This is a genomic window from Pseudomonas huaxiensis (assembly GCF_003231275.1).
Taxonomy (GTDB): domain Bacteria; phylum Pseudomonadota; class Gammaproteobacteria; order Pseudomonadales; family Pseudomonadaceae; genus Aquipseudomonas; species Aquipseudomonas huaxiensis.
The window spans coordinates 284,708-309,045 of record NZ_QKVL01000001.1 but is presented as its reverse complement, the minus strand read 5'-3'; the positions used below and the strand labels follow the sequence as shown (position 1 = coordinate 309,045).

At 64.2% G+C, this 24,338-nt stretch carries 21 protein-coding genes; 5 read left to right on the top strand and 16 right to left on the bottom strand.

Features of this window, described 5'->3' with window-relative positions; translation table 11 throughout:
* Nucleotides 1–59: 59 nt before the first annotated feature.
* The 16 genes from DM374_RS01385 to DM374_RS01310 form a co-directional block, all read right to left on the bottom strand.
* Nucleotides 60–386, bottom strand: coding sequence for a hypothetical protein (locus DM374_RS01385; RefSeq protein ID WP_095154133.1), 327 nt, complete (start codon nucleotides 384–386; stop codon nucleotides 60–62).
* Nucleotides 383–1,306: an alpha/beta hydrolase gene (locus DM374_RS01380; protein WP_110968245.1), complete on the bottom strand. Its 924-nt coding sequence runs from the start codon at nucleotides 1,304–1,306 to the stop codon at nucleotides 383–385. Before DM374_RS01380 ends, DM374_RS01385 begins: the two co-directional genes overlap by 4 nt.
* On the bottom strand, nucleotides 1,278–2,555 hold the full coding sequence (locus DM374_RS01375) for a flavohemoglobin expression-modulating QEGLA motif protein (RefSeq protein ID WP_110968244.1): 1,278 nt from the start codon (nucleotides 2,553–2,555) through the stop codon (nucleotides 1,278–1,280). The genes DM374_RS01380 and DM374_RS01375 overlap by 29 nt, the downstream gene beginning before the upstream one ends.
* A gap of 19 nt (nucleotides 2,556–2,574) precedes the next feature.
* On the bottom strand, nucleotides 2,575–3,120 hold the full coding sequence (locus DM374_RS01370) for a hypothetical protein (protein WP_110968243.1): 546 nt from the start codon (nucleotides 3,118–3,120) through the stop codon (nucleotides 2,575–2,577).
* Nucleotides 3,121–3,146: 26 nt separating this feature from the next.
* Nucleotides 3,147–3,851 (bottom strand): TetR/AcrR family transcriptional regulator, encoded by a 705-nt coding sequence (locus tag DM374_RS01365; protein ID WP_110968242.1) that lies wholly within the window; start codon nucleotides 3,849–3,851, stop codon nucleotides 3,147–3,149.
* A gap of 165 nt (nucleotides 3,852–4,016) precedes the next feature.
* On the bottom strand, nucleotides 4,017–5,519 hold the full coding sequence (lysS, locus tag DM374_RS01360; RefSeq protein ID WP_095154138.1) for a lysine--tRNA ligase: 1,503 nt from the start codon (nucleotides 5,517–5,519) through the stop codon (nucleotides 4,017–4,019).
* Between the two features lie 102 nt (nucleotides 5,520–5,621).
* Nucleotides 5,622–6,717 (bottom strand): peptide chain release factor 2 gene (gene prfB / locus DM374_RS01355; RefSeq protein ID WP_110968241.1). Its coding sequence is split into 2 segments (ribosomal slippage): nucleotides 5,622–6,644 and nucleotides 6,646–6,717, totalling 1,095 coding nucleotides; the frame shifts between segments, so codons are not numbered across the junction.
* A 191-nt stretch (nucleotides 6,718–6,908) separates the two neighbouring features.
* The gene (locus tag DM374_RS01350; RefSeq protein ID WP_110968240.1) at nucleotides 6,909–7,913 is read right to left on the bottom strand and encodes a response regulator; all 1,005 of its coding nucleotides are present in this window, start codon (nucleotides 7,911–7,913) and stop codon (nucleotides 6,909–6,911) included.
* A 51-nt stretch (nucleotides 7,914–7,964) separates the two neighbouring features.
* The gene (gene cheB / locus DM374_RS01345; protein WP_110968239.1) at nucleotides 7,965–8,978 is read right to left on the bottom strand and encodes a chemotaxis response regulator protein-glutamate methylesterase; all 1,014 of its coding nucleotides are present in this window, start codon (nucleotides 8,976–8,978) and stop codon (nucleotides 7,965–7,967) included.
* On the bottom strand, nucleotides 8,975–11,263 hold the full coding sequence (locus tag DM374_RS01340; protein WP_110968238.1) for a hybrid sensor histidine kinase/response regulator: 2,289 nt from the start codon (nucleotides 11,261–11,263) through the stop codon (nucleotides 8,975–8,977). Before DM374_RS01340 ends, cheB begins: the two co-directional genes overlap by 4 nt.
* Nucleotides 11,260–11,919 carry a chemotaxis protein CheW gene (locus DM374_RS01335; RefSeq protein WP_110968237.1) on the bottom strand — a complete coding sequence of 220 codons (660 nt, stop codon included), beginning with the start codon at nucleotides 11,917–11,919 and terminating at the stop codon, nucleotides 11,260–11,262. The genes DM374_RS01340 and DM374_RS01335 overlap by 4 nt, the downstream gene beginning before the upstream one ends.
* A complete protein-coding gene (locus tag DM374_RS01330) occupies nucleotides 11,916–13,181 on the bottom strand; it encodes a CheR family methyltransferase (protein ID WP_110968236.1) in 1,266 nt (421 codons plus the stop codon). The genes DM374_RS01335 and DM374_RS01330 overlap by 4 nt, the downstream gene beginning before the upstream one ends.
* The gene (locus DM374_RS01325) at nucleotides 13,178–13,705 is read right to left on the bottom strand and encodes a chemotaxis protein CheW (protein WP_110968235.1); all 528 of its coding nucleotides are present in this window, start codon (nucleotides 13,703–13,705) and stop codon (nucleotides 13,178–13,180) included. Before DM374_RS01325 ends, DM374_RS01330 begins: the two co-directional genes overlap by 4 nt.
* 7 nt (nucleotides 13,706–13,712) lie before the next feature.
* Nucleotides 13,713–15,335: a methyl-accepting chemotaxis protein gene (locus tag DM374_RS01320; RefSeq protein WP_110968234.1), complete on the bottom strand. Its 1,623-nt coding sequence runs from the start codon at nucleotides 15,333–15,335 to the stop codon at nucleotides 13,713–13,715.
* Nucleotides 15,336–15,472: 137 nt separating this feature from the next.
* On the bottom strand, nucleotides 15,473–16,159 hold the full coding sequence (locus DM374_RS01315; RefSeq protein ID WP_110968233.1) for a tellurite resistance TerB family protein: 687 nt from the start codon (nucleotides 16,157–16,159) through the stop codon (nucleotides 15,473–15,475).
* Between the two features lie 605 nt (nucleotides 16,160–16,764).
* A complete protein-coding gene (locus tag DM374_RS01310) occupies nucleotides 16,765–17,547 on the bottom strand; it encodes an AraC family transcriptional regulator (RefSeq protein ID WP_110968232.1) in 783 nt (260 codons plus the stop codon).
* 485 nt (nucleotides 17,548–18,032) lie between these two features.
* On the opposite strand from DM374_RS01310, the gene DM374_RS01305 reads away from it, so the two are divergent.
* The 5 genes from DM374_RS01305 (at nucleotide 18,033) to DM374_RS01285 (ending at nucleotide 24,337) form a co-directional block, all read left to right on the top strand.
* A complete protein-coding gene (locus DM374_RS01305; protein ID WP_110968231.1) occupies nucleotides 18,033–19,661 on the top strand; it encodes an APC family permease in 1,629 nt (542 codons plus the stop codon).
* Nucleotides 19,662–19,678: 17 nt separating this feature from the next.
* On the top strand, nucleotides 19,679–20,692 hold the full coding sequence (locus DM374_RS01300; protein WP_110968230.1) for an Ldh family oxidoreductase: 1,014 nt from the start codon (nucleotides 19,679–19,681) through the stop codon (nucleotides 20,690–20,692).
* 33 nt (nucleotides 20,693–20,725) lie between these two features.
* A complete protein-coding gene (locus DM374_RS01295; RefSeq protein WP_110968229.1) occupies nucleotides 20,726–21,652 on the top strand; it encodes a 4-hydroxyproline epimerase in 927 nt (308 codons plus the stop codon).
* Between the two features lie 75 nt (nucleotides 21,653–21,727).
* Complete coding sequence (locus tag DM374_RS01290; protein WP_110968228.1) at nucleotides 21,728–22,675, top strand: dihydrodipicolinate synthase family protein; 948 nt, start codon at nucleotides 21,728–21,730, stop codon at nucleotides 22,673–22,675.
* An 84-nt stretch (nucleotides 22,676–22,759) separates the two neighbouring features.
* Nucleotides 22,760–24,337, top strand: coding sequence for an aldehyde dehydrogenase (NADP(+)) (locus DM374_RS01285; RefSeq protein WP_110968227.1), 1,578 nt, complete (start codon nucleotides 22,760–22,762; stop codon nucleotides 24,335–24,337).
* Nucleotide 24,338 lies beyond the last annotated feature (1 nt).

Sequence of the window (24,338 nt, the reverse complement as noted above, 5' to 3'; positions counted from 1 at the left end):
CGGCAAGCCGGCTCCCACAACGTTTGTGGAGCCTGCAGCCCGCAATGGCTTTTTTGCAATCACTCCGTCTGCTGCGGCGTCTCCTGCCCCATGCAGCGCACCGCCTGCTTCTTGTTGTCCACCAGCACGCCGGTCAGACCTTTCTGCTGCATGTCGAACAGCACCAGCACACCATCGATGCACTGCGCCATTTGCGGCGCGGGGGTCAGGGCGATTTTGTAGTCCTCGCCCGGCACCGTCTTGAGCATGGTGAATTCCGACAACAGCAGGGCATCCTCCGGCTTGGCGAAATGCAGGTAGCCGTAGTACCACAGGGCGCACACGGTACCGACGATGCTGCAGACTCCGGTAATGATCAGGGGGACGGCGTTGCGTTCTTCACTCATTGCGACTTCTCGTCAGGATAATTGGGGACTTCGGCCAGGCGACGCAGGCCGTTGAAATGTTCGGGATCGTCGAGGAAACGCACCATCACCTGGCGCCAGGTCGGGTCGGCGAAGGTCTGTACATGGGCGCCACGCACCAGTTGCAGCACCCGTGGCGGCGGCGCGGCCTGATACAGGCGGATGCCGTTTTCAACGGGCACCAGGGCGTCATCGATGCTGTGGAAGAACAGTTTCGGCGGGTTTTTCAGCAGGCCGATGGAATGGATGGCGCTGTCGCCATCAGGCACCATCCACGAAAGCGGCACCTGCAGCGGCCAGGTCATCCACGAGGTGCTCAGGGCAAAGCGCCCCACCGCGCGGTAACTGGCCGGAACACCGTCGAACACCAGCGCCTTGAAGCGCTGCGCTTGTTCCGGATGTTGCGCCAGGTAGTGGATCGCCATGGCACCACCGAGGCTTTGTCCCAGCAGCACCAGCGGCTTGCCCTGGACTTTCGGGGCTTTTTTCAACCAGTCGAGGGCGGCGCCGATGTCCTGGTAGACCTCGGGCAAACCGGGTTTTCCTTCGGACAGCCCATAACCGCGGTAATCGATCATCAGCACCTGATAACCCTGCTCCGGCAACCAGTAGCTGCCGCCCAGGTGCCAGGCCAGATTGCCGCCGTTGCCGTGCAGGTGCAGCACGGTGCCCTTGACCTCCACGCCCTCCTTGGCCGGCAGCCACCAGCCGTGCAGGCGGGTGCCGTCTGCGGCGGTCAGGCTGACGTCGCGCCAGGCCAGTTTGGCCTTTTCAGGGGTGAAGGGCTGACCCGGCTCGGGATAGAACAGCAGCGAGCTGCACCCGGACAGGCCCAGCAGCATCAGGCCCAGGGCGAACAGCCCGCGCCAGCGCTCAGAGAATGTTCGAGTAGTCGGCTTCAATCCGGTCCAGGCTCAAGTGGTTGAGGAAGTTGGAGAAACACATCCAGGCCGACAGCGCGTTGAGGTCGCGGAACTGCTCCGGCAGGTACTTGGGCGGTTCCACCAGGCCTTCGTCCACCAGTTGGCGCAGGGTCCGCATGTCTTCCAGGGTGGTCTTGCCGCAGAACAGCAGCGGTATCTGTTCGAGCTTGCCCTTGCGCACGGCCAACTGAATGTAGTTGTAAACCATGATGAAGCCCTTGAGGTAGGACAAGTCTTTGGTGAACGGCAGACCATTGGGCACCGAACCACGGAACACCCGACTGGCGTTGCCGTAGCTTTCCGCCATCTCGAAGCCCTGGGCGCGGAAGAATTCGAAGACCTGCAGGAAGTCGGCGCCCTCCTCGACCATGTGGATGGCACGGGTGCGGTTGGTCAGCTTGCGCAGGCGACTCGGGTAGGACGCGAAGGCGATGACCTCCATGAGGATCGCCAGGCCTTCCTGGGTCACCGTCGACGAGGGCGGGCCCTTGGCGAGGAAGGTACAAATCGGCTGGTTCAGGCCGTTGAGGGTGGTGCCGACGTGCACCAGGCCCTCGTGGACCTCCAGCGCGCGGACGTCGCGGCTGTTGAACATGGCGTCGGCGCGGATCTTGATGTAGTCCGCCCCCGCCGCCGCGTCGGCGACGATGCCGTCCGACTCGAATACCCGGATGGTGCCCTCGGCCTCGCCGAACACCTTGTTCAGGCGCTGCTGCAGGATTTGCACCGCCTCCTTGGCGCAGAGGTTCTTCGGTTCGTCCTTGAGGTCGCCACGGCCGTCGATGTTGTTCAGGTAGTCCGAGAGCATCAGGCCGAGGTCGGCGAGCGTCGGGTCACCGGCGTGGAAGGCGTCGGAGGCGGCGCCGTAGAGTTCCTGGGAGATCAGCCCGAAATCTTCGGTGCCGCGTGCTTCGAGCATGCGCACCACCATGCGGTACTCCTTGCACATGCGCCGCATGATCTGCCCGACCGGATTGAACTGGCCCAAGCGGCGGGTGATATCGCGCTCGATGTTCTGGAATTCCAGCTTCAGCGCGCCGGAGTCGAACGACAAGGGCCGGTTCTGGTAATAGGCGCGGTCCACCGCCGGTGGTTCCTTGCCCTTGGCCTTGAGAAAGCCCTGGCGGATGCTGTCGTCCCACTTCACCGCATCGAGCACGCGAATCGGCGTCTGCGCCTGAACAATGCGATCAGACAGGGTCCGTATCGTCTGCTGGTACTCGTCCACGCCCCACTCCTCGTTTCAGTTATTTGCCGGCGCGCTGGAAACGGGCCACTTCGACGAACAGGTCGGAGTTGGCCGGGTCATCCAGGTACGCCAGGACACGCTCCACCGGACTGTCGATCAACACGCCGTCGCCGTTGTCTTCCGGCACTTCGATGCTGCGGCCGCTGAGTTCTTTCTTTTCCAGGGCCTGGTTGACCTGCTCGACATCGAGGTTGTAGACCACCAGTTCCTTGCTATCGATCACTTCGAAGCCGCCGATCAGGAAATTCCCGCCCATGGCCTTGGGCACGCCCGCCGAGAGGTACCAGCGGTTGCCATGACGCGACACGGTGAACGCGTATTCCTGACGCGGCTTGTCCTTGGCCGTGGCCACAGCCTTGTAGGCGTTGCCACCGGAGCGGCTGATCAGCAGGGTCAGGGGTTCGCCCCAGGCATCCTTGCTGGTCCACTTGCCCAACAGGGCCTTGGGTGCCGGCTCGTTGGCCGGGATCGGCTCGTTGAATGTCACCAGACAGCCGTTCAACAACAGGAAAGACAGGGCCAGCAGCACACGCCAGGCTTTCATCAGGTTCTCCTTGAGGGGCTCGCGGCTTATTCCGCTGCCAGCACCAGATGCAGGTAACGGACAAGAATAGCGAGCATCTGCCCTTCAGCCTGCGGTTTTGCGGCATCGAGCAGGCCCTGATATTCCATCTGCTCGATTATTGCCGTCAACACAATGGCGTCTTGCTGCGGCTGACGCGAGCCCACGACCTGCAAAAGCTGGCAGGCGCCACGCAGCAGAATCTGCTCGTGCAGCTTCACCAGCTCGGCCAGGCGCGGGCACAACAGGGCTTCCTGGCGGAATGCCTGCTCGGCCATGAGGAAGTCGCGGCGGTTGTGCAATTGGCGCTGGACGTACTCGGCGGTCATCTTCGCCACCTCGTCGGCCAGCCGCGCTCGCGAGGCCGGGCTGCCATCACCCTGGGCGAGCAACTGACGCAGGATCACTTCGGTGTTCTCCCACAGCTTGGCCATGTAGGCGGCGCTGCGCTCGACGTACTGGGCGAAGGTGTCGCTGAGCAGGTCCTGGATATCGTTGAAGTAGTAAGTGGTGGCCGACAGCGGCACGCCCGCCTCCGTCGCCACCGCACGATGGCGCACGCCACGCACGCCGTCACGCACGACGATGCGCATGGCCGCGTCGAGAATCTGCTGGCGGCGCTGTTCGCTGCCTTGCCGGCTGGCCTTGCGGCCTTGGTACTGCACGCTTTCTGCCACTGCGGTGGCGACGCCAGCAGCGCCTTGTTGTGTCATGGGGAGAGTCACTGGCGGGTTACCTCGAAATCTGGGATTTACAGGCATGAAAAAGCCGCCAAGGGCGGCTGATTCATGTTGCGCTCTCGGACCTCATCGCCGGCAAGCCGGCTCCCACAGGGGCGGACTATCACTGTGGGAGCCGGCTTGCCGGCGATCAGGCCATCAGGCCTGCGGACGCATATGCGGGAACAGGATCACATCGCGGATCGACGGCGAGTTGGTCAGCAGCATGACCAGACGGTCGATACCGATACCTTCACCTGCGGTTGGCGGCATGCCGTACTCCAGAGCGCGGACGAAGTCGGCGTCGTAGTGCATGGCTTCGTCGTCACCGGCGTCCTTCTCGGCCACCTGGGCCATGAAGCGCTCGGCCTGGTCTTCGGCATCGTTGAGCTCGGAATAGGCGTTGGCGATCTCGCGCCCACCAATGAACAGCTCGAAGCGGTCGGTGACGTTCGGGTTCTTGTCGTTGCGACGGGCCAGCGGCGAGACTTCGAACGGGTATTCGGTGATGAAGTGCGGCTGCTCCAGCTTGCTCTCCACCAGTTCTTCGAAAATCATCACCTGCAGCTTGCCCAGGCCTTCGTGGCCGAGCACCTTGGCGCCGGCTTTCTTGGCGATGGCACGGGCCTTGTCGACGTCCAGCAGGTCAGCCTCGGTGAGTTCCGGGTTGTACTTGAGGATCGAGTCGAACACGCTCAGGCGCACGAACGGCTCGCCGAAGTGGAAGACTTTCTCGCCGTACGGCACGTCGGTGCTGCCCAGAACAAGCTGCGCCAGCTCGCGGAACAGTTCCTCGGTGAGGTCCATGTTGTCGTTGTAGTCGGCGTAGGCCTGGTAGAACTCAAGCATGGTGAATTCAGGGTTGTGCCGGGTCGAAACGCCTTCGTTGCGGAAGTTGCGGTTGATCTCGAACACTTTCTCGAAACCACCGACCACCAGACGCTTGAGGTACAGCTCCGGGGCGATACGCAGGAACATCGGCATGTCCAGCGCGTTGTGGTGGGTTTCGAACGGCTTGGCCGCGGCACCGCCAGGAATGGTCTGCAGCATCGGCGTCTCGACTTCGAGGAAGTCGCGCTTGGCCAGGAAGCTGCGGATGTGGGAGATGACCAGGGAACGCACGCGGAAGGTCTCGCGGGTTTCCTCGTTGACGATCAGGTCGACGTAGCGCTGGCGATAGCGCTGCTCGGTGTCGGTCAGGCCGTGGTGCTTGTCCGGCAGCGGGCGCAGCGACTTGGTCAGCAGGCGCACGTTGGTCATTTCAACGTACAGGTCGCCCTTGCCGGAGCGAGCCAGGGTGCCTTCGGCGGCGATGATGTCGCCCAGGTCCCAGGTCTTGACCGCGGCCAGGGTTTCTTCCGGCAGGGTCTTGCGGTTGACGTAGACCTGGATACGCCCGGTCATGTCCTGGATCACCATGAACGAACCACGGTTGAGCATGATGCGACCGGCAACCTTGACCGGGATCGCTGCAGCTTCCAGCTCTTCCTTGGTCTTGTCGACATACTGTTTCTGCAGGTCGTTGCAGTAGCTGTCACGGCGGAAGTCGTTGGGGAAGGCCTGGCCCTTGGCGCGTTCTGCGGCAAGCTTTTCCTTGCGCAGGGCGATCAGGGCGTTTTCTTCCTGTTGCTGGGCTTGCGGGTCGAGTTGTAGATCGCTCATGTCGTCACTTTTTCCATCAGGGTTCGTTGTCCCCGGTCGCAGACCGGGGATCGCGGGCAAGCCCGCTGGCTACGGGCATTGCCTCGCGCATGGGTGTCGCGGTTACAGCCCCTGTTTGAGGCTCGCTTCCAGGTATTCGTCGATATCGCCGTCGAGCACCTTGTCGCAGTCGCTGCGCTCGATGTTGGTGCGCAGGTCTTTGATCCGCGAAGCATCCAGAACGTAGGAGCGGATCTGGTGACCCCAGCCGATGTCCGACTTGGTGTCTTCCAGTGCTTGGGAGGCAGCGTTGCGGCGCTGGATTTCCTGCTCGTACAACCGGGCCCGCAGCATTTTCATGGCGGTGTCCTTGTTGGCGTGCTGGGAGCGTTCGTTCTGGCAGCTCACCACGGTGTTGGTCGGTACGTGGGTGATACGTACGGCCGAGTCGGTGGTGTTTACGTGCTGACCACCGGCACCGGAGGAGCGGTAGGTGTCGATACGCAGGTCGGACGGGTTGATCTCGATTTCGACCTTGTCGTCGATCTCGGGCGAGACGAACACCGCCGAGAACGAGGTGTGGCGACGGGCGCCGGAGTCGAACGGGCTCTTGCGCACCAGACGATGCACGCCGATCTCGGTCCGCAGCCAGCCAAAGGCGTATTCGCCCTTGATGTGCACGGTAGCGCCTTTGATACCGGCGACTTCACCCTCGGACAGTTCCATGATGGTGGCGTCGAAGCCACGCTTGGACGCCCAGCGCAGGTACATGCGCAGCAGGATGTTGGCCCAGTCCTGGGCCTCGGTGCCGCCGGAACCGGCCTGGATGTCCAGGTAGGCGTTGTTCATGTCCATCTCGCCGCTGAACATCCGACGGAATTCCAACGCTTCCAGCGACTCGCGCAGGCGGTCGAGTTCGCTGACGACGTCGTTGACCGCGCCTTCATCGTCTTCTTCGACGGCCATGTCCAGCAGGTCGCGGCAATCAGCCAGGCCACCGGACAAACCGTCCAGGGTCTCGACGATCTGCGCCAGGGTGGCGCGCTCGCGGCCAAGTTCCTGGGCGTACTCGGGCTTGTTCCAGACGTTCGGGTCTTCGAGCTCGCGGTTGACTTCGATCAGGCGGTCATGCTTGTGATCGTAGTCAAAGATACCCCCGAATAGACTCGGAACGCTCGGTGAGGTCCTTGATGGTATTCAGGATCGGATTGATTTCCATGGGCGGGCGGCTCTCGTGCGGATTCTGTGAAAAGCCGGAGAGTATAGCGCAGGAGCCCCTGCCACCGACAAGCAGCAAGCTACAAGTGGCAAGCGGCAAGCGGCAAGCGGCAAGCTACAAACGGGGGATCGCGCTTGCCTTAACTTGCAGCTTGCAGCTTATAACTTGCAGCTTGCAGGTTGGGGTCGCCATCAGGCGACCCCAACCTGATTGCGGCCGTTGTTCTTGGCCTGGTAGAGGGCGTTGTCCGCCGCCGAGATCAATTGCCGGCAGTGGCTGCCGACGGCCGGGGTCTGGGTCGCCAGGCCGATGCTGACGGTCAGCCAGGAGTCCGGTTTGGGCATGATGTGGGCGATGCGCGCGGCTTCGACAGTCTGGCGCAGTTTTTCCGCCACCAGCCGCGCACCACCCGGCGAGGTGTTGGGCAGTACCAGGGCGAACTCTTCGCCGCCGTAGCGCGCCGGAAGATCGCTGGGCCGGGAGCAGCAGGAACGGATGGCTTCGGCGACCTGGCGCAGAGCCTCGTCACCAGCCAGATGGCCGAAGGTGTCGTTGAACGACTTGAAGTAGTCGACATCGACCATCAGCAACGACAGTTGCGACTGCTCGCGCATTGCCCGACGCCATTCCAGCTCAAGGTATTCGTCGAAATGGCGGCGGTTGGACAGCCCGGTCAGGCCGTCGGAGTTCATCAAACGCTGCAACACCAGGTTGGTGTCGAGCAGTTGTTGCTGGCTGACCCGCAGCGCGCGGTAGGCTTCGTCGCGCTGCAACAAGGTCAGGTAGGAACGCGAGTGGTAGCGGATGCGCGCCACCAGCTCGATGTTGTCCGGCAGCTTGACCAGATAGTCGTTGGCCCCGGCAGCAAACGCCGCGCTCTTGACCAGCGGATCTTCCTTGGTCGACAGGACAATGATCGGGATGTCCTGTGTCGCCGGGTTGCTGCGGTATTCACGCACCAGCGTCAGGCCGTCCAGGCCCGGCATGATCAGGTCCTGGAGAATCACCGTCGGCTTGATGCGGATGGCCTGGGCCACCGCCTCGTGCGGGTCGGCACAGAAATGGAAGTCGATGTTCTCTTGCTGGGCAAGGCCACGGCGCACGGCTTCGCCGATCATCGCCTGGTCATCGACCAGCAGGACCATCGCCGAGTTCTCGTCAGAGGCTGAAAAGCCGTCGATCGGTAGATCATTCATGCGTCGTCACCTGGGCACTGCCGGCGAGCCGGCGTGGCTGAATACATATCGTCATTTCGGGAAAAGTTCCATTAGACGTGGGGCTATCCGCTCCAGCGGACGCACCTCCACGGCCGCGTCGATGGCGACGGCTGCCTTGGGCATGCCGTACACCGCACTGCTCTGTTGGTCCTGGGCGATGGTCAGGTAACCCTGCTGGCGCATGAGCTTGAGACCCTGCGCGCCATCGCGGCCCATGCCGGTGAGCAGCACACCCACCGCGGCGCCACGCCAGAACCGCGCCACACTCTCGAAGAACACGTCGATCGAGGGGCGGTAGATTTCGTTAACCGGCTCGGCGGTATAGGCCAGGGTGCAATCGGCGAGCAGGCGAATATGGTGGTTGGTGCCGGCCAGCAGCACCTGGCCCGGCTGCGGCGGCTCGCCTTCGCGGGCTAGGCGAACGGCCTGGCCAGACGCACTGCTGAGCCATTCAGCCATACCCGCGGCAAACACCTGATCGACATGCTGGACCAGCACGATGGACGCCGGAAACGCCTTGGGCAGCCCCTTGAGCAACACTTCCAGCGCGGCCGGCCCGCCTGCGGACGAACCGATGGCCACCAGTCCCTGGCGTTGCGCGGCCTCGCGCAGTGGCGCCGACACCGGGCGCACACTGCTGGCGCGCTGCTGGCCGATCAGCCAGGAAATATTGAAGATCTTGCGCAACAGCGGCGCCGCCGCTTCCTTTGGGTCGCCGCCGCCCAGGGCCGGCGTGTCGACCACGTCCAGCGCGCCGTGGCCCATGGCCTCGAACACCCGGTGCACGTTCTGCCGGCGATCAACGGTGACGATCACGATCGCGCAGGGCGTTTCGGCCATGATTCGCCGGGTCGCCTCGACGCCGTCCATCCGCGGCATGATCAGGTCCATCAGCAACAGGTCCGGAGTCTGCTCGGCGCAGCGGCGCACCGCTTCTTCGCCATCGTTGGCGACCCAGATAACCTCGTGCGCAGGCTCGTATGCCAGGGCGCGGCGCAGGGCCTCCACAGCCAGCGGCATATCGTTGACGATGGCAATTTTCATCCCTGCGCACCCCCGATCAGTTCAACCACGGCATCCAGCAAGGCGTCATCGTGGAAACTCGCCTTGGCCAAATAATAGTCGGCGCCCGCATCGAGCCCGCGTCGTCGGTCTTCTTCGCGGTCCTTATAGGACACCACCATCACCGGCAACGATTGCAAGCGGCTGTCGCGACGCAGCAGGGTGACCAGCTCGATGCCGTCCATGCGCGGCATGTCGATGTCGGTGATCAGCAGGTCGAAATCCTCGCTGCGCAGCGCGTTCCAGCCATCCATTCCGTCCACCGCCACCGCCACTTCGTAGCCGCGGTTGCTCAACAGCTTGCGCTGCAGCTCGCGCACGGTCAGCGAGTCGTCCACCACCAGCACGCGCTTGCGCGCGACTTCGCGCACCCCGCCACCGCCGCGCTCGATGCGTTCCAGGCGGCCGGTGCTGAGGAGTTTTTCCACCGAGCGCAGCAAGTCCTCAACGTCGACGATCAGCACCACCGAACCGTTGTCCAGCAGCGCCCCGGCCGAGATGTCCTGAATTTTGCCAAGGCGGGCGTCGAGGGGCATCACCACCAGCACCCGTTCGCCAATCAGCCGCTCCACCGCCACGCCATACAGCGTGTCGCGCTCGCGGATCACCACCACCTTGATGCTCTTCCCGTCACCCGGGGTCGCCGGGCGATTGAGCAACTGGCTGGCCGAGACCAGGCCGATATGCCGGCCTTCGTGCCAGAACTGTTGGCGCCCCTCAAGTTGCACGATGGCTTCGGCCGGCAGTTCCAGGGTGCGCTCGATATGGGCCAGCGGGAAGGCGTAAGCCTCGCCGCTGACTTCCACCACCAAGCTACGCACCACCGACAGGGTCAGCGGCACTTCTAGGTGGAAGCGGCTGCCGTGGCCGCTGCTCTGGGTCATCTCGATCTGCCCACGCAACTGCCGGACCATGTGTTGCACCGCGTCCAGACCAACGCCGCGGCCGGACACCTCAGTGACCTTGTCGCGCAGGCTGAAGCCCGGCAGGAACAGGAAGGTGAGCAGTTCCGCCTCGCTCATCTGCGCGACGGTTTCGGCCGGCGAGAGCTGGCGCTCGACAATGCTGCGGCTCAGGCCGCGCAGGTCGACGCCGCCGCCGTCATCGCTCAGCTCCAGAATCAGCAAGCCCGCCTGGTGCGAGGCGCGCAGGCGGATGGTGCCTTCCATCGGCTTGCCGGCGAGCAGGCGTTGCTCGGGCATTTCAATGCCGTGATCGACGGCGTTGCGCAACAGATGGGTCAACGGCGCTTCGAGCTTTTCCAGCACGTCACGGTCGACCTGGGTTTTCTCACCCTCGATCTCCAGGCGCACCTGCTTGCCCAGCGAGCGGCCGAGGTCACGGACCATCCGGCTTTGCCCGGTGAGCACATCGGCGAACGGCCGCATGCGGCACGCCAGCGCGGTGTCGTAGAGCAACTGCGCGCGCTGGCCGGCTTGCCAGCCCAACTCGTCAAAGTCGGCGGCCTGCTGCAACAGCATCTGTTGGGTTTCACCCATCAGTTGCTGGGTCAGGGCGAGGCTTTCGAGAATCTCGGCGCCCTGCTCTCCCGCATCGATCTGCGCCTTGAGCCCGTCGAGGGCGCGCAGGCTCTGCCCGTGCACACGCTTGAGGCGTTGCAGGGTGGCAAGAAACGGTTTGAAGCGCTGGGTTTCCACCAGCGCCTTGCTCGACAGATCAAGCAAGCTGTTCAAGCGCTCGGCGGTAACCCGCAAGACCCGCTCGCCGCCCTCGGTGGGCTTGCCGCGGCGGACCGGGCGTGGCTCCGGCTCGGCTTCGACGTCGGCCTCGACTTCAGGCTCGGCGAGCACGGACGCGGGCGCGGGTTCAAGCTGAACAGGTGCGGGCGCTGCCACCGCCGGCACCGGCGGCGCGGCACCGGGCTGCAGCAGGCCAGCCATCTGCACCAGAAACGCCTGTACTGCGGCGTTAACGGATGGATCTGCAGGGTTGGCAACGCGCAGCAACAGGTCAGTGCCCTGCAACAGCGCGTCGATATGTTCCGGGCGCAAACGCAGACGGCCTTCCTGCGCCTCCACCAGACAATCTTCCATCACGTGAGCAACGCTGACGCCCGCATCGATCCCGACAATCCGCGCCGCGCCCTTGAGCGAGTGCGCCGCCCGCATGCAGGCTTCGAGCTGGTCGGCCTGGGTCGGGTTGCGTTCCAGCGCCAGCAGTCCCGCACTGAGCACCTGGGTCTGGGCCTCGGCCTCCAGGCTGAACAGTTCGAGCAACGAAGCATCGCGCATTTGCTCTGGGGTCATGAAAGGCTCCGGTCTACGGCAGACAACAAATGGTCCTCATCCAGAATCCGCACGCTCCGACCGCGCCATTGCAGGACCTGGCGGGTGAAGCGGTTTTCATTGACGGCCTCAGCGTTCAGCCCCTGATCGAGCGCATGGATGCCGTCCACTTCATCCACCGGCAGCACCACTGCGCCGCCGCTGGCGGAGACGATCAACATGCGTGGCATGACCCGCGCCGAACTGGTCGGCGCCGGTGCGACTTCCAGGCCCAACAGATCGGGCAGAGACAGGCACGGCACCAGCGCTCCCCGCACGTTGGCCACACCTTGCAGCACCCGCGAACGCTGGTGCGGCAGCGAGTGCACCGGTTGCATCGGCGACACCTCGGCCAGGCAGCGGGTGGCCAGGGCCAGCCATTCTTCGCCAAGGCGGAACAACAGCAACGACGGCCCGGCGTGAACCTGCTCTTCGCTGTCCTCGCGCACGTGGGCGTCCTGGGCCAGGGCGTAGCGGTCCAGCAGGCGCGTCGCGGCGGCGGCGTACACCGCGCAGTTGCGGCAGTGCACATGTTCGGCCAGCAACGGGCAGCTCTTGTCGCCGTGCACGCCGATGCGGTTCCAGCAATCGTCGATATGTTCGACGTCGCCGCTCAACACGCTGATTGCGTCGATCATCGCTCACCTCCCCGCTCGCGCCGCGCCGCACGTTCCTGCAGGCGTCGGGCGCCTACAGTGTCGCCTCGGGATTGCAGCAGCGCCGCCAGGTGCACCAGGGCCTCGGGGTGTTGCGGCTCCAGATAGAGCGCCTTGCGGTACTGGTTGATGGCTTCGGCGGCATCGCCCGCGGTGTCGCTGAGCAGTCCCAGCCAGTAAAACACCTGGGCCGAGGGCCCGAAGGCCTTGAGGTAGCGCTGGCACTGCGCACGGGCCTGTTCGCTGTTGCCGCCGTTGGCCAGCACGGCAATCTGCGCCAGCAACTCGCCGGCCTGCTCGTCGCGGGCGGAGTTCGGGGTACGCGCAGCGGGGGCTGGGACGGTCGGCACCAACGGACGGCGCGGCGTGGGCGCAGGCGGCGCAGGCCACGGCGCACGGACCGGAGGCGCAAGGCTGACCGGTTTGCTCGGTGCCACCTCGGCTTCGGGCATATGACGGACATAGGCAAACGACTGGGCGATCCCCAGCGGCCGCATGCCCAACCGCGCCAGCAGGCTGCCTTCGGCCGGGCCGATAAACAGCACGCCACCGGCATGGGTGAGGTTCTTCAGCACCTCGAACACTCGCTGCTGGGTGGGGATGTCGAAATAGATCAGCAGGTTGCGGCAGAACACAAAATCGTAGGTGCCTTCCCGAGCCAGTAGCGCGGGATCGAGGACATTGCCCGCCTCGAAATGCACCTGCTTGCGCACGCGGTCGTCGAGGCGATGGCCTTCATCGGTTTCGCTGAAGTGCCGCTCGCGAAAATCCTGGTGGCTGCCGCGAAACGAGTTGCGCCCGTACAGCCCGCGCTCGGCGCGGGCGATGGAGTTGGGGCTGATGTCCATGGCATCGACACGAAAAGCCTGAGGTGTGAGGCCGCCGTCGAGCAGCGCCATGGCAATCGAATACGGTTCCTCGCCGGTGGAACAAGGCAGGCTGAGAATTCGCAACGGCCGCACGCCGCCGAGTTCGGCCAGGCGCTTTCGGGCAAGGCCGACCAGTGCGGTGAAGGATTCCGGGTAACGGAAAAACCAGGTCTCCGGGACGATCACTGCTTCGATCAACGCCTGTTGTTCCTGGGGCGACTGCTGCAAACGCAGCCAGTAATCGTCCAGGTCGTGAGCCTCCAGCGCCGCGCAACGCTGGCGCAAGGCGCGCTCGACCATCGGCTCGCCAACCGAGGCGACATCAAGGCCGATGCGCTCCTGCAAAAAACGGAAGAACCGCCGCTCGATGGTCATGCCTGCACCTCGAGCGCGGTCCCGGCGGGCGGAAAGAGCAAGGCGCGGACATCGTCGCTGAGCAGGTCCTGAACGCCGATCCACTGCAACAGGCCCTGGGCGTCTTCGCGCACCGGGCCGAGGTACGGCGCCTCGTGGTTATCGACACCGTAGGGACGGAATTCCGCCGGGTTGCAGCGCAGCGTGTTGCTGGCCTGTTCGAGGATCAGCCCGAGCAGCAGCTCCGGACGCGCCGGGTCGGCGCGGTAATGCACCAGCACCAGGCGCGTACTGGTGCGGTGCAGCGCCGGCTGGCCGAAGCTGAGGGCGCTGATGTCGATCACCGGCACCAGTTCGCCGCGATGGGCCAACACCCCGGCCACCCACTCGGGCGTGCGCGCGATGGGTTTGAGCGGCAGGCGCGGCAACACCTCGGCGATTTCGCGGGTATCGAGGGCAAACCGCTGCCCACCAATGCGGAACACCAGGAACAACCGTCCCTGGCAGGCCGCGTCCTCGCTGCGGCGGGGCTTGAGCTCGTTCATCGCCACGTCAGACTTTGAACCGTGAAACGCCACCACGCAGGCCGACCGCCACCTGACTCAATTCGTCGATGGCGAAACTGGCCTGACGCAGCGACTCGACGGTCTGGCTGCTGGCATCGCTGAGCTGGGCCAGGGCGTGGTTGATCTGCTCGGCACCAGTGGCCTGGGCCTGCATGCCTTCGTTGACCATCAGCACCCGCGGTGCCAGCGCCTGGACCTGATGGATGATCTGGCTCAACTGCTCGCCCACTTGCTGCACTTCGAACATGCCGCGGCGCACTTCCTCTGAGAACTTGTCCATGCCCATCACCCCGGCGGAGACCGCCGACTGGATTTCCCGGACCATCTGTTCGATGTCGTAGGTAGCCACGGCGGTCTGGTCGGCCAGACGGCGCACTTCGGTGGCGACCACGGCGAAACCGCGACCGTATTCACCGGCCTTTTCCGCCTCGATGGCGGCGTTGAGCGAGAGCAGGTTGGTCTGGTCGGCGACCTTGACGATGGTCACCACCACCTGATTGATGTTTCCGGCCTTCTCGTTGAGGGTCGCCAGCTTGTTGTTGACCAGGTCGGCGGCGCCCATTACCTGGTGCATGGTTTCTTCCATGCGCGCCAGGCCCTGCTGGCCGGAACCGGCGAGCACCGAGGCCTGGTCGGCGGCGGAGGTCACTTCGGTCATGGTCCGCACCAGATCCCGCGAGGTCGCGGCGATTTCCCGCGAAGTCGCACCAATTTCGGTGGTGGTGGCGGCGGTTTCGGTGGCAGTGGCCTGCTGCTGCTTGGAGGTGGCGGCGATCTCCGTCACCGACGTGGTGACCTGCACCGAAGAGCGCTGGGCCTGGGACACCAGGCCGGTGAGTTCGCTGACCATCTCATTGAAACCGGTTTCCACCGCGCCAAACTCGTCGTTGCGGTCCAGGTTCATGCGCACGCTGAGGTCACCGCCGCGCAGCACTTCCAGGGCGCGGACGATGCGCTGCATCGGCTCGGTGATCACACGCATCAGCAACAGGCCGCAGACGGCAGCGGCAACGACCGCCAGCAGCAGCGAGACGATCATGCTGATCTTGGCAGCAGATACCGCGGCGACGATGTTGTCGGTGGCGTGATCGGCAGAGCGGCGATTCCAGTCGATCAGCCCATTGAGGTTCTTGCGACCGTCAGCCCAGGCCGGGGTCAGGTTCTCGATGAGCACGCGTTGCGCTTCGGGATAATCCTTCTTGCCATAGGCCGCCAGCACCGTGCTCAGCGCCTGGTGGTACGTGTCCACCTGCGCCTTGAACGCCTGGAAGTTGGCGATATCTTCGGCGTCGTTCATGGTTTGCTGGTAGTTGGCCATCTGCTGGCGCAAGCGTTCTTCGTAGCTCTTGTACAACGCAAGGTCAGCGTCGTTGAGCTCACGGTGATTGGACAGCCCCACCACTTGCTGGGTGAGCATATAGCTGTCGACCCACGCGCTGCGGATCATCGAGCTGTAGTAGACGCCGGGAATGCTGTCGGAGCGGACGGTTTCTTCGCTGCTTTCGATGGCCATCAACCGCGAATACGCGGCAATGACCATCAGCGACATGATGGCGATGATCACGGCGAAGCTTGCCAGGATCCGTTGGCGCAATGTCCAGTTCTTCACAATCAGCCCTCGAGCGTTCTACGCGTCAGGAAAAATGGGCTGATTATAGCCCACGCCTTACGCCAGCATGGGACTGATCCTACAGGAGTGAATGGGCAAAACGACCTCATTTGTGGCCATTTGCCCATTTCATTGACTCAGATCGCCCGAACCTGCCTCTCAAGCTCGACCTTCAGCGCTGGATCAAGGCGCAACTGACGGGCCAATTCGTCCAGGTAGGCACGCTCCATGAAGTGTTCTTCGTCCACCAGCATGACGCTGGCCAGGTACATCTCCGCGGCCATTTCCGGCGTGCCGGCGGCGCGTGCGACGTCGGCCGGGTCCAGCGGTTTGTTCAGTTCGGCGTGCAGCCAGTGCTGCAGATCGCGGTCGTTTCCAGAGAGTTTGACGAATTCGCCTTCGATCAGCTCGCGCTCGCGCTCATCGACATGTCCGTCGGACTTGGCCGCAGCCACCAGTGCCTTGAGGATTGCCTGACTGTGCTGCTCGACCTGCGCGGCGGGCAGGCGGTCGAGGGTTTGCGGTTCGCCCTTGGGCGCGGCGGCCTGTTGCGCCTGCCAGTTGCCGTATGCCTTGTAGGCCAGTACGCCGAGTGCGGCCAGGCCGCCGTAGGTCAGCGCCTTGCCACCGTATTTGCGGGCCTTCTTGTTGCCGAGCAACAACCCCATCGCCCCTGCCGCCAACGCACCTCCGCCGGCACCGGAGAGCAGACTGCCGAGACCGCCGCTACCGCTCTTGTTCGCGCTGGAGGATGTGCCGGTCTGTTTTTGCAGCAAGTCCTGGCCGGACTTGAGCAGTTGATCGAGCAAACCACGGGTGTTCATTGCGAGCCTCCTGAGGCGAGGTTGTCTGACAGCACTCGCTGAAATTTCAGCGCAGCGGGCGGAAAACCTGAATGGCCAATGTGGGAAAAACACTGACGGATAAGAGCCGAATCCTAACCGCGGGTTTCCGGGCCACTGGGTGAAAATGTATTTCCGCTGATGACAATGCAGAGGCTTGTGGCGGCTCTGGCGGCGCATCGCCGGCAAGCCGGCCCACAGGGAGCATGGGTATCTACACATCGTTCGGTAATGTGGTGACTGAAAGGCGCTTGTCAAAAGACCGAGTAGTGGCGACCAGGCGCATGCAAGAAGTTTTCTAGCGCTCTCAAGACCGAGCGCCGCCCGCGCGGCGCATCGCGAGCAAGCTCGCTCCTACATTGGTTGCAACGTGCCATGGCCTGACAGAGAGGTGTTGCCTGCCCTTGGCGCTTGGCGATGAGTCGCGGGGAAGCTGTTGAAGCCGACTCGATACTGCGACGTACAAACAAGGCGTTCAACTATGGCCTGACAGGCATAGGTACGTTGCAACCACTGTAGGAGCGAGCTTGCTCGCGATGCGCCGCGCGGGCGGCGCTCGATCTTGAGAGCGCTGAAAGCCCAAAGCGCTAACCCACCATCCCCCCCGTCGCCTGCCGATACTGCCTCGGCGTAAACCCGGTCAGTACCTTGAACTGCCGGGTAAACGCACTGTGATCGGTATACCCGCAGCGCAACGCCACCTCGGTAATTGGCAACTCGGTATGCAAAAGCTGGTGTGCATGTTCCAGCCGCACTTTGTGGATCATCTGCCGCGGCGTCAGGTGGAACACCCGCTTGCAGTAGCGCTCCAGTTGCGCCACTGAAATCCCCGCCACGCGCGTCAACTCGCGCATGGTCACCGGCTGGTGAAAGTTCGCCCGGATGTACTCATCCACCGCCGCCAGCCGCTGATAGGCAGGATGCGAATCACTGGCCGACTGCAGGTCCACGGACACCCCGGCCAGTCCGATGATTTCACCGCGCCGGTTGTACAACGGGCGCTTGTGGGTCAAGCACCAGCCCGGTTCGCGCGAGCCATACAAGTGCAACTCCAGTTGATCCTCCAATACCCGGCCTTCTTCCAGCACCCGGCGATCCTGCTCGGTATATCCAGGGCCCAGTTGCGCCGGAAAGACTTCGGCACTGGTTTTGCCCAACAAGGGTCTCAACTGTTTGAAACCACAGCGCTTTACCAACGCCAGGTTGGCCAACAGATAACGCGCCTGAACATCCTTGATGAATATCGCCACATTGGGAATGGCATCGAACAGCGGCAATAAGAACGCCATGCCGGACAACAGCTCTTCGATGGTTTCGGGACGGCACTCATCGTTGCCCTGACAGAGGATGGCAAACGCACTGGGGGTCATGGGACGGGCTCTCGTTTTTGACCGGCTGGTAGAAATCCACAAGCGGTCTCTCGCCAGGCGGACACTTTGCCGCACCCTTGGCGGACTGTCGAGCCTCGACAGACGCCAGAGCAGACGTGGCCTGTAAGGCTTCAGAAATTTTCCGAAGAGTCATAGGGAAATTTCCTAACTATGCCGATTTCGTCATCACTCTTGAAGAAAACCATCAAGCGCCGAAGCGCCGATCAGTCCACTGTATTGGCATTGCCTGAGTCGTCGAAGACGTTGCGACGAAGTACAGGCAACACCAACCGCCCGCGCCCTTGAATGCGCTGGCGAGCGTGCACCGGGTTAACGAAGAAGTGTGTCTTCGCTGCCGCAACGCAATGGTTTTTATAAGAACACGGTTAAACAAAACCGCAACCACTGTATTGGGTGATCCCCGAAACAGTGCACTCAAAGTGACATCACTTCTGCCTACCAATAACCCACAAGAAGGCGACGCCATGTCAGGCAAAGGCAAGTTCAAAAAACAACTTTCATTGATAGACCTCACCTTTATCGGACTGGGTGCCATCTTCGGTTCCGGCTGGCTGTTCGCCGCCAGCCACGTGTCGGCCATCGCAGGTCCCGCCGGGATCTTTTCCTGGTTGCTGGGCGGTTTCGCCGTTCTGCTGCTGGGCATCGTCTACTGCGAACTGGGCGCCGCCCTGCCCCGCGCCGGTGGCGTGGTGCGTTACCCGGTCTATTCCCACGGCCCGCTGCTGGGCTACCTGATGGGTTTCATCACGCTGATCGCGTTTTCCAGCCTGGTGGCCATCGAAGTGGTTGCCGCACGCCAGTACGCCGCAGCCTGGTTCCCGGAACTGACCAAGGTCGGTTCCAGTGACCCGACGGTCCTCGGCTGGCTGGTGCAATTCGGCCTGCTCTGCCTGTTCTTCGCCCTCAACTACTACAGCGTGAAGACCTTCGCCAAATCCAACAACCTGATCAGCGTGTTCAAGTTCATCGTGCCGCTGCTGGTCATCGGCGTGCTGTTCACCTTCTTCAAACCGGAAAACTTCACCTCCCAAGGCTTCATGCCATTCGGGCTTTCCGGCGTGGAAATGGCGGTCTCCGCCGGCGGCATCATCTTCGCCTACCTGGGCCTGACCCCGATCATCTCGGTGGCCTCGGAAGTGAAGAATCCGCAACGCACCATCCCGATCGCGCTGATCCTCTCGGTGCTGCTGTCCACCGCGATCTACGCCTTGCTGCAGATCGCCTTCCTCGGCGGCATTCCGACCGAAATGCTGGCCAACGGCTGGTCCGGCATCGCCAAGGAACTGGCCCTGCCATACCGCGACATCGCACTGGCGCTGGGCGTGGGCTGGCTGGCCTATCTGGTGGTCGCTGACGCGGTGATCTCGCCAAGCGGCTGCGGCAACATCTACATGAACGCCACCCCGCGCGTGGTGTACGGCTGGGCCAAGACCGGCACCTTCTTCAAGGTCTTCACCCGCATCGACGAAGAATCCGGCATCCCGCGCCCGGCGCTGTGGCTGACCTTCGGTCTGTCGGTGTTCTGGACCCTGCCGTTCCCGTCCTGGGAAGCGCTGATCAACGTGGTGTCCGCTGCGCTGATCCTGAGCTACGCCGTCGCCCCGGTGTCGGTCGCCGCGCTGCGCCGCAATGCCCCTGACATGCCGCGTCCGTTCCGCGTTCGCCGCATGGGCCTGCTCGGTCCGCTGTCGTTCATCATCGCCGCGCTGATCGTCTACTGGTCCGGCTGGAAGACCGTGTCCTGGCTGCTCAGCCTGCAAATCCTGATGTTCGTGATCTACCTGATGTGCGGCCGCTTCGTACCGACCCAGCACCTGAGCCTGGCCCAGCAAGTGCGCTCGTCGGCCTGGCTGATCGGCTTCTACGCGGTAACCATCCTGCTCTCCTGGCTCGGCAGCTTCGGCGGCATGGGGGTCATCGCCCATCCGTTCGACACCTTGGTCGTGGCCGCCTGCGCCCTCGGCATCTACTACTGGGGCGCTGCCACCGGCGTGCCGGCGCACCTGGTGCAACTGGAGACCGACGACGCTGAAAGCGACATCGAGCACAGCGCCCCGACCGCTCCGGTCGGCGCCCGCGCCCAACTGTCCTGAACCAACGGAGACCTGACATGAGCGAGCGCATCAACCTCAGCCTTGACCAGGTGTTCGACCTGGCTCACCGCGCCCTGACCCACAACGGCATGGCCGACGACCATGCCCGGGCGATCGCCGAGGTGATCACCCAGGGCCAGCGCGACGAATGCCACTCCCACGGCCTTTATCGGGTGCTGGTGTGCGTACGCTCGCTGCGCTCGGGCAAGGTCGATCCGGCGGCGCAACCGACCGTGAGTCAGCCGGCGCCGGCCATCATCAAGGTGGATGCGCACTTCGGCTACTCGCTGCTGGCCTTCCAGCACGGCTTGCCGCAGTTGGTCGAGGCGGCGCGCAAACAGGGCGTGGCGGCGCTGGTGATCCGCAACTGTTTCCACTTCTCGGCGTTGTGGCCGGAGGTGGAAGCCGTCGCCGCCCACGGACTGGTGGGCATGGCGATGACGCCGAGCCATGCCTGGGTAGCGCCGGAAGGTGGCAGCCAGGGCGTATTCGGCACCAACCCGCTGGCCTTCGCCTGGCCACGGGCGGGACAGGAACCGTTCGTCTTCGACTTCGCCACCAGCGCCATCGCCCGCGGCGACATCGAACTGCACGCCCGCCAGGAAAAAGCCATTCCTCTGGGCTGGGGCCTGGATGCCGAAGGCCAGCCGACCACTGACGCCCGCGCCGCGCTGGACGGTGCCATGCAGACCTTCGGCGGACACAAGGGCTCAGCGTTGGCGGCGATGATCGAGTTGCTGGCCGGGGCGCTGATCGGCGACCTCACCAGCGCCGATTCCCTGGCCTTCGACGCCGGTGCCGGGGCCACGCCGTGCCATGGCGAGCTGCTCCTGGCGTTCGATCCGCAGCGCTTCGGCGGTGACGATTTCGAGCGGGGCCAGCAACGCGCCGAACAGTTGTTCAGCGCCATTACCGGCCAGGGCGCGCGTCTGCCCTCGCAACGGCGCTTTGCTGCGCGACAACGCTCGCAGGCCGAGGGCGTGTGGGTCGAGCGCAGCCTGCTGCAGGAAATCGAAGGCCTGTTGGCCTGACCTGACAACAACGCATTCTTGAGGGACTGACTGATGAAACAGATCCGCGTGATTGACTCCCACACCGAAGGCGAACCAACCCGTCTGGTGCTGGACGGTTTCCCGCAACCGGCCGGCGAGACCATGGCGCAAAAGCGCGATGCACTGCGCCAGCAGCACGACCAGTGGCGCCGCGCCTGCCTGCTCGAACCCCGTGGCAACGACGTCCTGGTGGGCGCGCTGTACACGCCACCGGTATCGGAAGACGCCACCTGCGGCGTGATCTTCTTCAACAACGCCGGCTATCTGGGCATGTGCGGCCACGGCACCATCGGCCTGGTCGCATCCTTGCACCACCTGGGCAAGATCGCCCCCGGCGAACACAAGATCGACACCCCGGTCGGCCAGGTCAGCGCCACCTTGCATGACGACGGCGCGATCACCGTGGCCAACGTGCCGTCCTACCGTTACCGCAAGCAGGTGCCGGTGGACGTGCCGGGTTACGGCCGCGTCTTCGGCGATATCGCCTGGGGCGGCAACTGGTTCTTCCTGGTGTCCGAGCACGGCCAGGAACTGCACCTGAGCAATGTCGACCTGCTCACCGACTTCACCTGGAAGATGCTTCGCGCCCTGGAAGACCAGGGCATCCACGGCGAGGACGGCGCGCTGATCGACCATATCGAACTGTTCGCCGACGACGCCGAGGCCGACAGCCGCAACTTCGTCATGTGCCCGGGCAAAGCCTACGACCGCTCGCCCTGTGGGACTGGCACCAGCGCCAAGCTCGCGTGCCTGGCCGCCGACGGCAAGCTCGCTGCCGGCGAGCCCTGGGTGCAGGCGAGCATCACCGCCAGCCGCTTCGAAGGTCGCTACGAATGGGACGGCGAACGAATCCGCCCGTTCATCACCGGCCGCGCCTACATGACCGCCGACGCCACCCTGCTCATCGACGAAAACGACCCCTTCGCCTGGGGCATCTGAGCCCCCTGCTGTAGGAGCGAGCTTGCTCGCGAATGACCGCCCCCGACTCAAACTGAACACAAAGGACCAAGACTCATGACCACCAACATCTTCACCGGCACCATCCCCGCCCTGATGACCCCTTGCACCCCGGACCGCAAACCGGACTTCGACGCGCTGGTGAAAAAAGGCCACGCACTGATCGAAGCCGGCATGAGCGCCGTGGTCTATTGCGGCTCCATGGGTGACTGGCCGCTGCTGACCGAAGCCGAGCGCCAGGAAGGTGTGGCGCGCCTGGTGGCCGCCGGCATTCCGACCATCGTCGGCACCGGCGCGGTCAACTCCCGTGAAGCCGTGTCCCACGCCGCCCACGCGGCCAAAGTCGGCGCCCACGGCCTGATGGTGATTCCACGCGTGCTGTCTCGCGGCGCCTCGCCGGCTGCCCAGGAAGCGCACTTCGCGGCAATTCTGGAAGCCGCGCCAAAACTGCCGGCGGTGATCTACAACAGCCCTTACTACGGCTTCGCCACCCGCGCCGACCTGTTCTTCAAGCTGCGCCGCCAGTACCCGAACCTGATCGGTTTCAAGGAATTCGGTGGTGCCGCCGACATGCGCTACGCCGCTGAGCACATCACCTCGCAGGACAAGGACGTGATCCTGATGGCCGGCGTCGACACCCAGGTCGTGCACGGTTTCGTCAACTGCGGCGCCACCGGTGCCATCACCGGTATCGGCAACGCCCTGCCGCGTGAAGTGCTGTTGCTGGTCGACCTGAGCAAGAAAGCCGCCAAGGGTGACGCCGTTGCCCGCCGCCAGGCGCTGGAGCTGTCGGACGCCCTGCAAGTGCTGTCGTCCTTCGATGAAGGCTGCGATCTGGTGCTGTACTACAAGCACCTGATGGTGCTCAACGGCGACACCGAGTACAGCCTGCACTTCAACGAAACCGACGTGCTCAGCGACGCCCAGCGCAACTACGCCGAGACCCAGTACACGCTGTTCCGCCAGTGGTTCGCCACCTGGTCGGCAAGCAACAACATCGCCTGATTGCTCGCGGCGCCTTGTGCGCCGCTTGCGTTTTTTGCCGGCTGTGCACAGCCGGCCACCCTCGAATTGATTTCAGGAGCCGTTATGACCCTGACAGGCAACATGCTCATCGGTCAGCACGCCGTAACCGGCAGCCGCGAAGCCATCCGCGCGATCGACCCGGCCACCAACCTGGTGCTCGAACCCGCTTATCCGGGCGGCACCACCGAGCACGTGGAACAAGCCTGCGCCCTGGCCTGGTCGGCGTTCGACCGCTACCGGGAAACGTCGCTGGAAGTCCGCGCGCAGTTTCTGGAACGCATCGCCAGCGAGATCGAAGCGCTGGGTGACGAACTGATCGACCGCGCCGTGGCCGAAAGCGGCCTGCCCCGCGCCCGGATCCAGGGCGAACGCGGTCGCACCTGCGGGCAACTGCGCACCTTCGCCCGCACCGTACGCGCCGGTGAATGGCTCGACGTGCGTGTTGACAACGCGCAGCCGCAACGCCAGCCGCTGCCCCGCGCCGACCTGCGTCAGCGTCAGGTAGCAGTGGGCCCGGTGGCCGTGTTCGGCGCCAGCAACTTCCCGCTGGCCTTCTCCGTCGCCGGCGGCGACACCGCCTCGGCCCTGGCCGCCGGCTGCCCGGTGATCGTCAAGGCCCACGGCGCCCACCCCGGCACCAGCGAACTGGTCGGCCAGGCGCTGGCCCGCGCGGTGAAACATTGCGAGCTGCCGCCAGGGGTGTTCTCGCTGCTGTACGGCTCCGGCCGTGAAGTGGGCATCGCGCTGGTCTGCGACCCGCGCATCAAGGCCGTGGGTTTCACCGGTTCGCGCAGCGGCGGCATCGCTCTGTGCCAGGCGGCTGCGGCACGCGCCGAGCCAATTCCGGTGTACGCGGAAATGAGCTCGATCAACCCGGTGTTCCTCTTCCCTTCCGCCCTGCAGGCCCGCGCCGAAGCACTGGCGCAAGGCTTCGTCGCCTCGCTGAACCAGGGCGCCGGACAGTTCTGCACCAACCCCGGCCTGGTGATCGCCCGCCAGGGTGCTGACCTGGACCGCTTTATCGCCACCGCCGCCCAGCACATCTGGCAGAGCCCGGCACAGACCATGCTTACCCCGGGCATCTTCAGCGCCTACCGCAACGGCATCGAGGCACTGGCGGGCAACGCCAACGCCGACACCGCTGCCGCCGGCCTCGTCGCTGAAGGTCCGAACCAGTGCCAGACGCACCTGTTCGTCACCCAGGCGCAGGATTTCCTCGCTGATCCGAGCCTGCAAGCCGAAGTGTTCGGTTCCGCCTCGCTGGTGGTGACCTGTGCCGATGACGAGCAAGTCCGCCAGGTGGCCGAACACCTGGAAGGTCAATTGACCGCGACCCTGCACCTGGACGAAGCCGACCTGGACGATGCCCGCGCCCTGCTGCCGACGCTTGAGCGCAAGGCCGGACGCCTGCTGGTCAACGGCTGGCCGACCGGGGTGGAAGTCTGCGATGCGATGGTCCATGGCGGCCCGTTCCCGGCCACCTCGGATACCCGGAGCACCTCGGTAGGAACGGCGGCGATCCTGCGGTTCCTGCGGCCGGTGTGCTACCAGGACTTCCCCGACAACCTGCTGCCCGCTGCGCTGCAACACGGTAATCCGCTGCACTTGCGGCGCCTGCTCGACGGCCAGAGAGAGGCCTGAT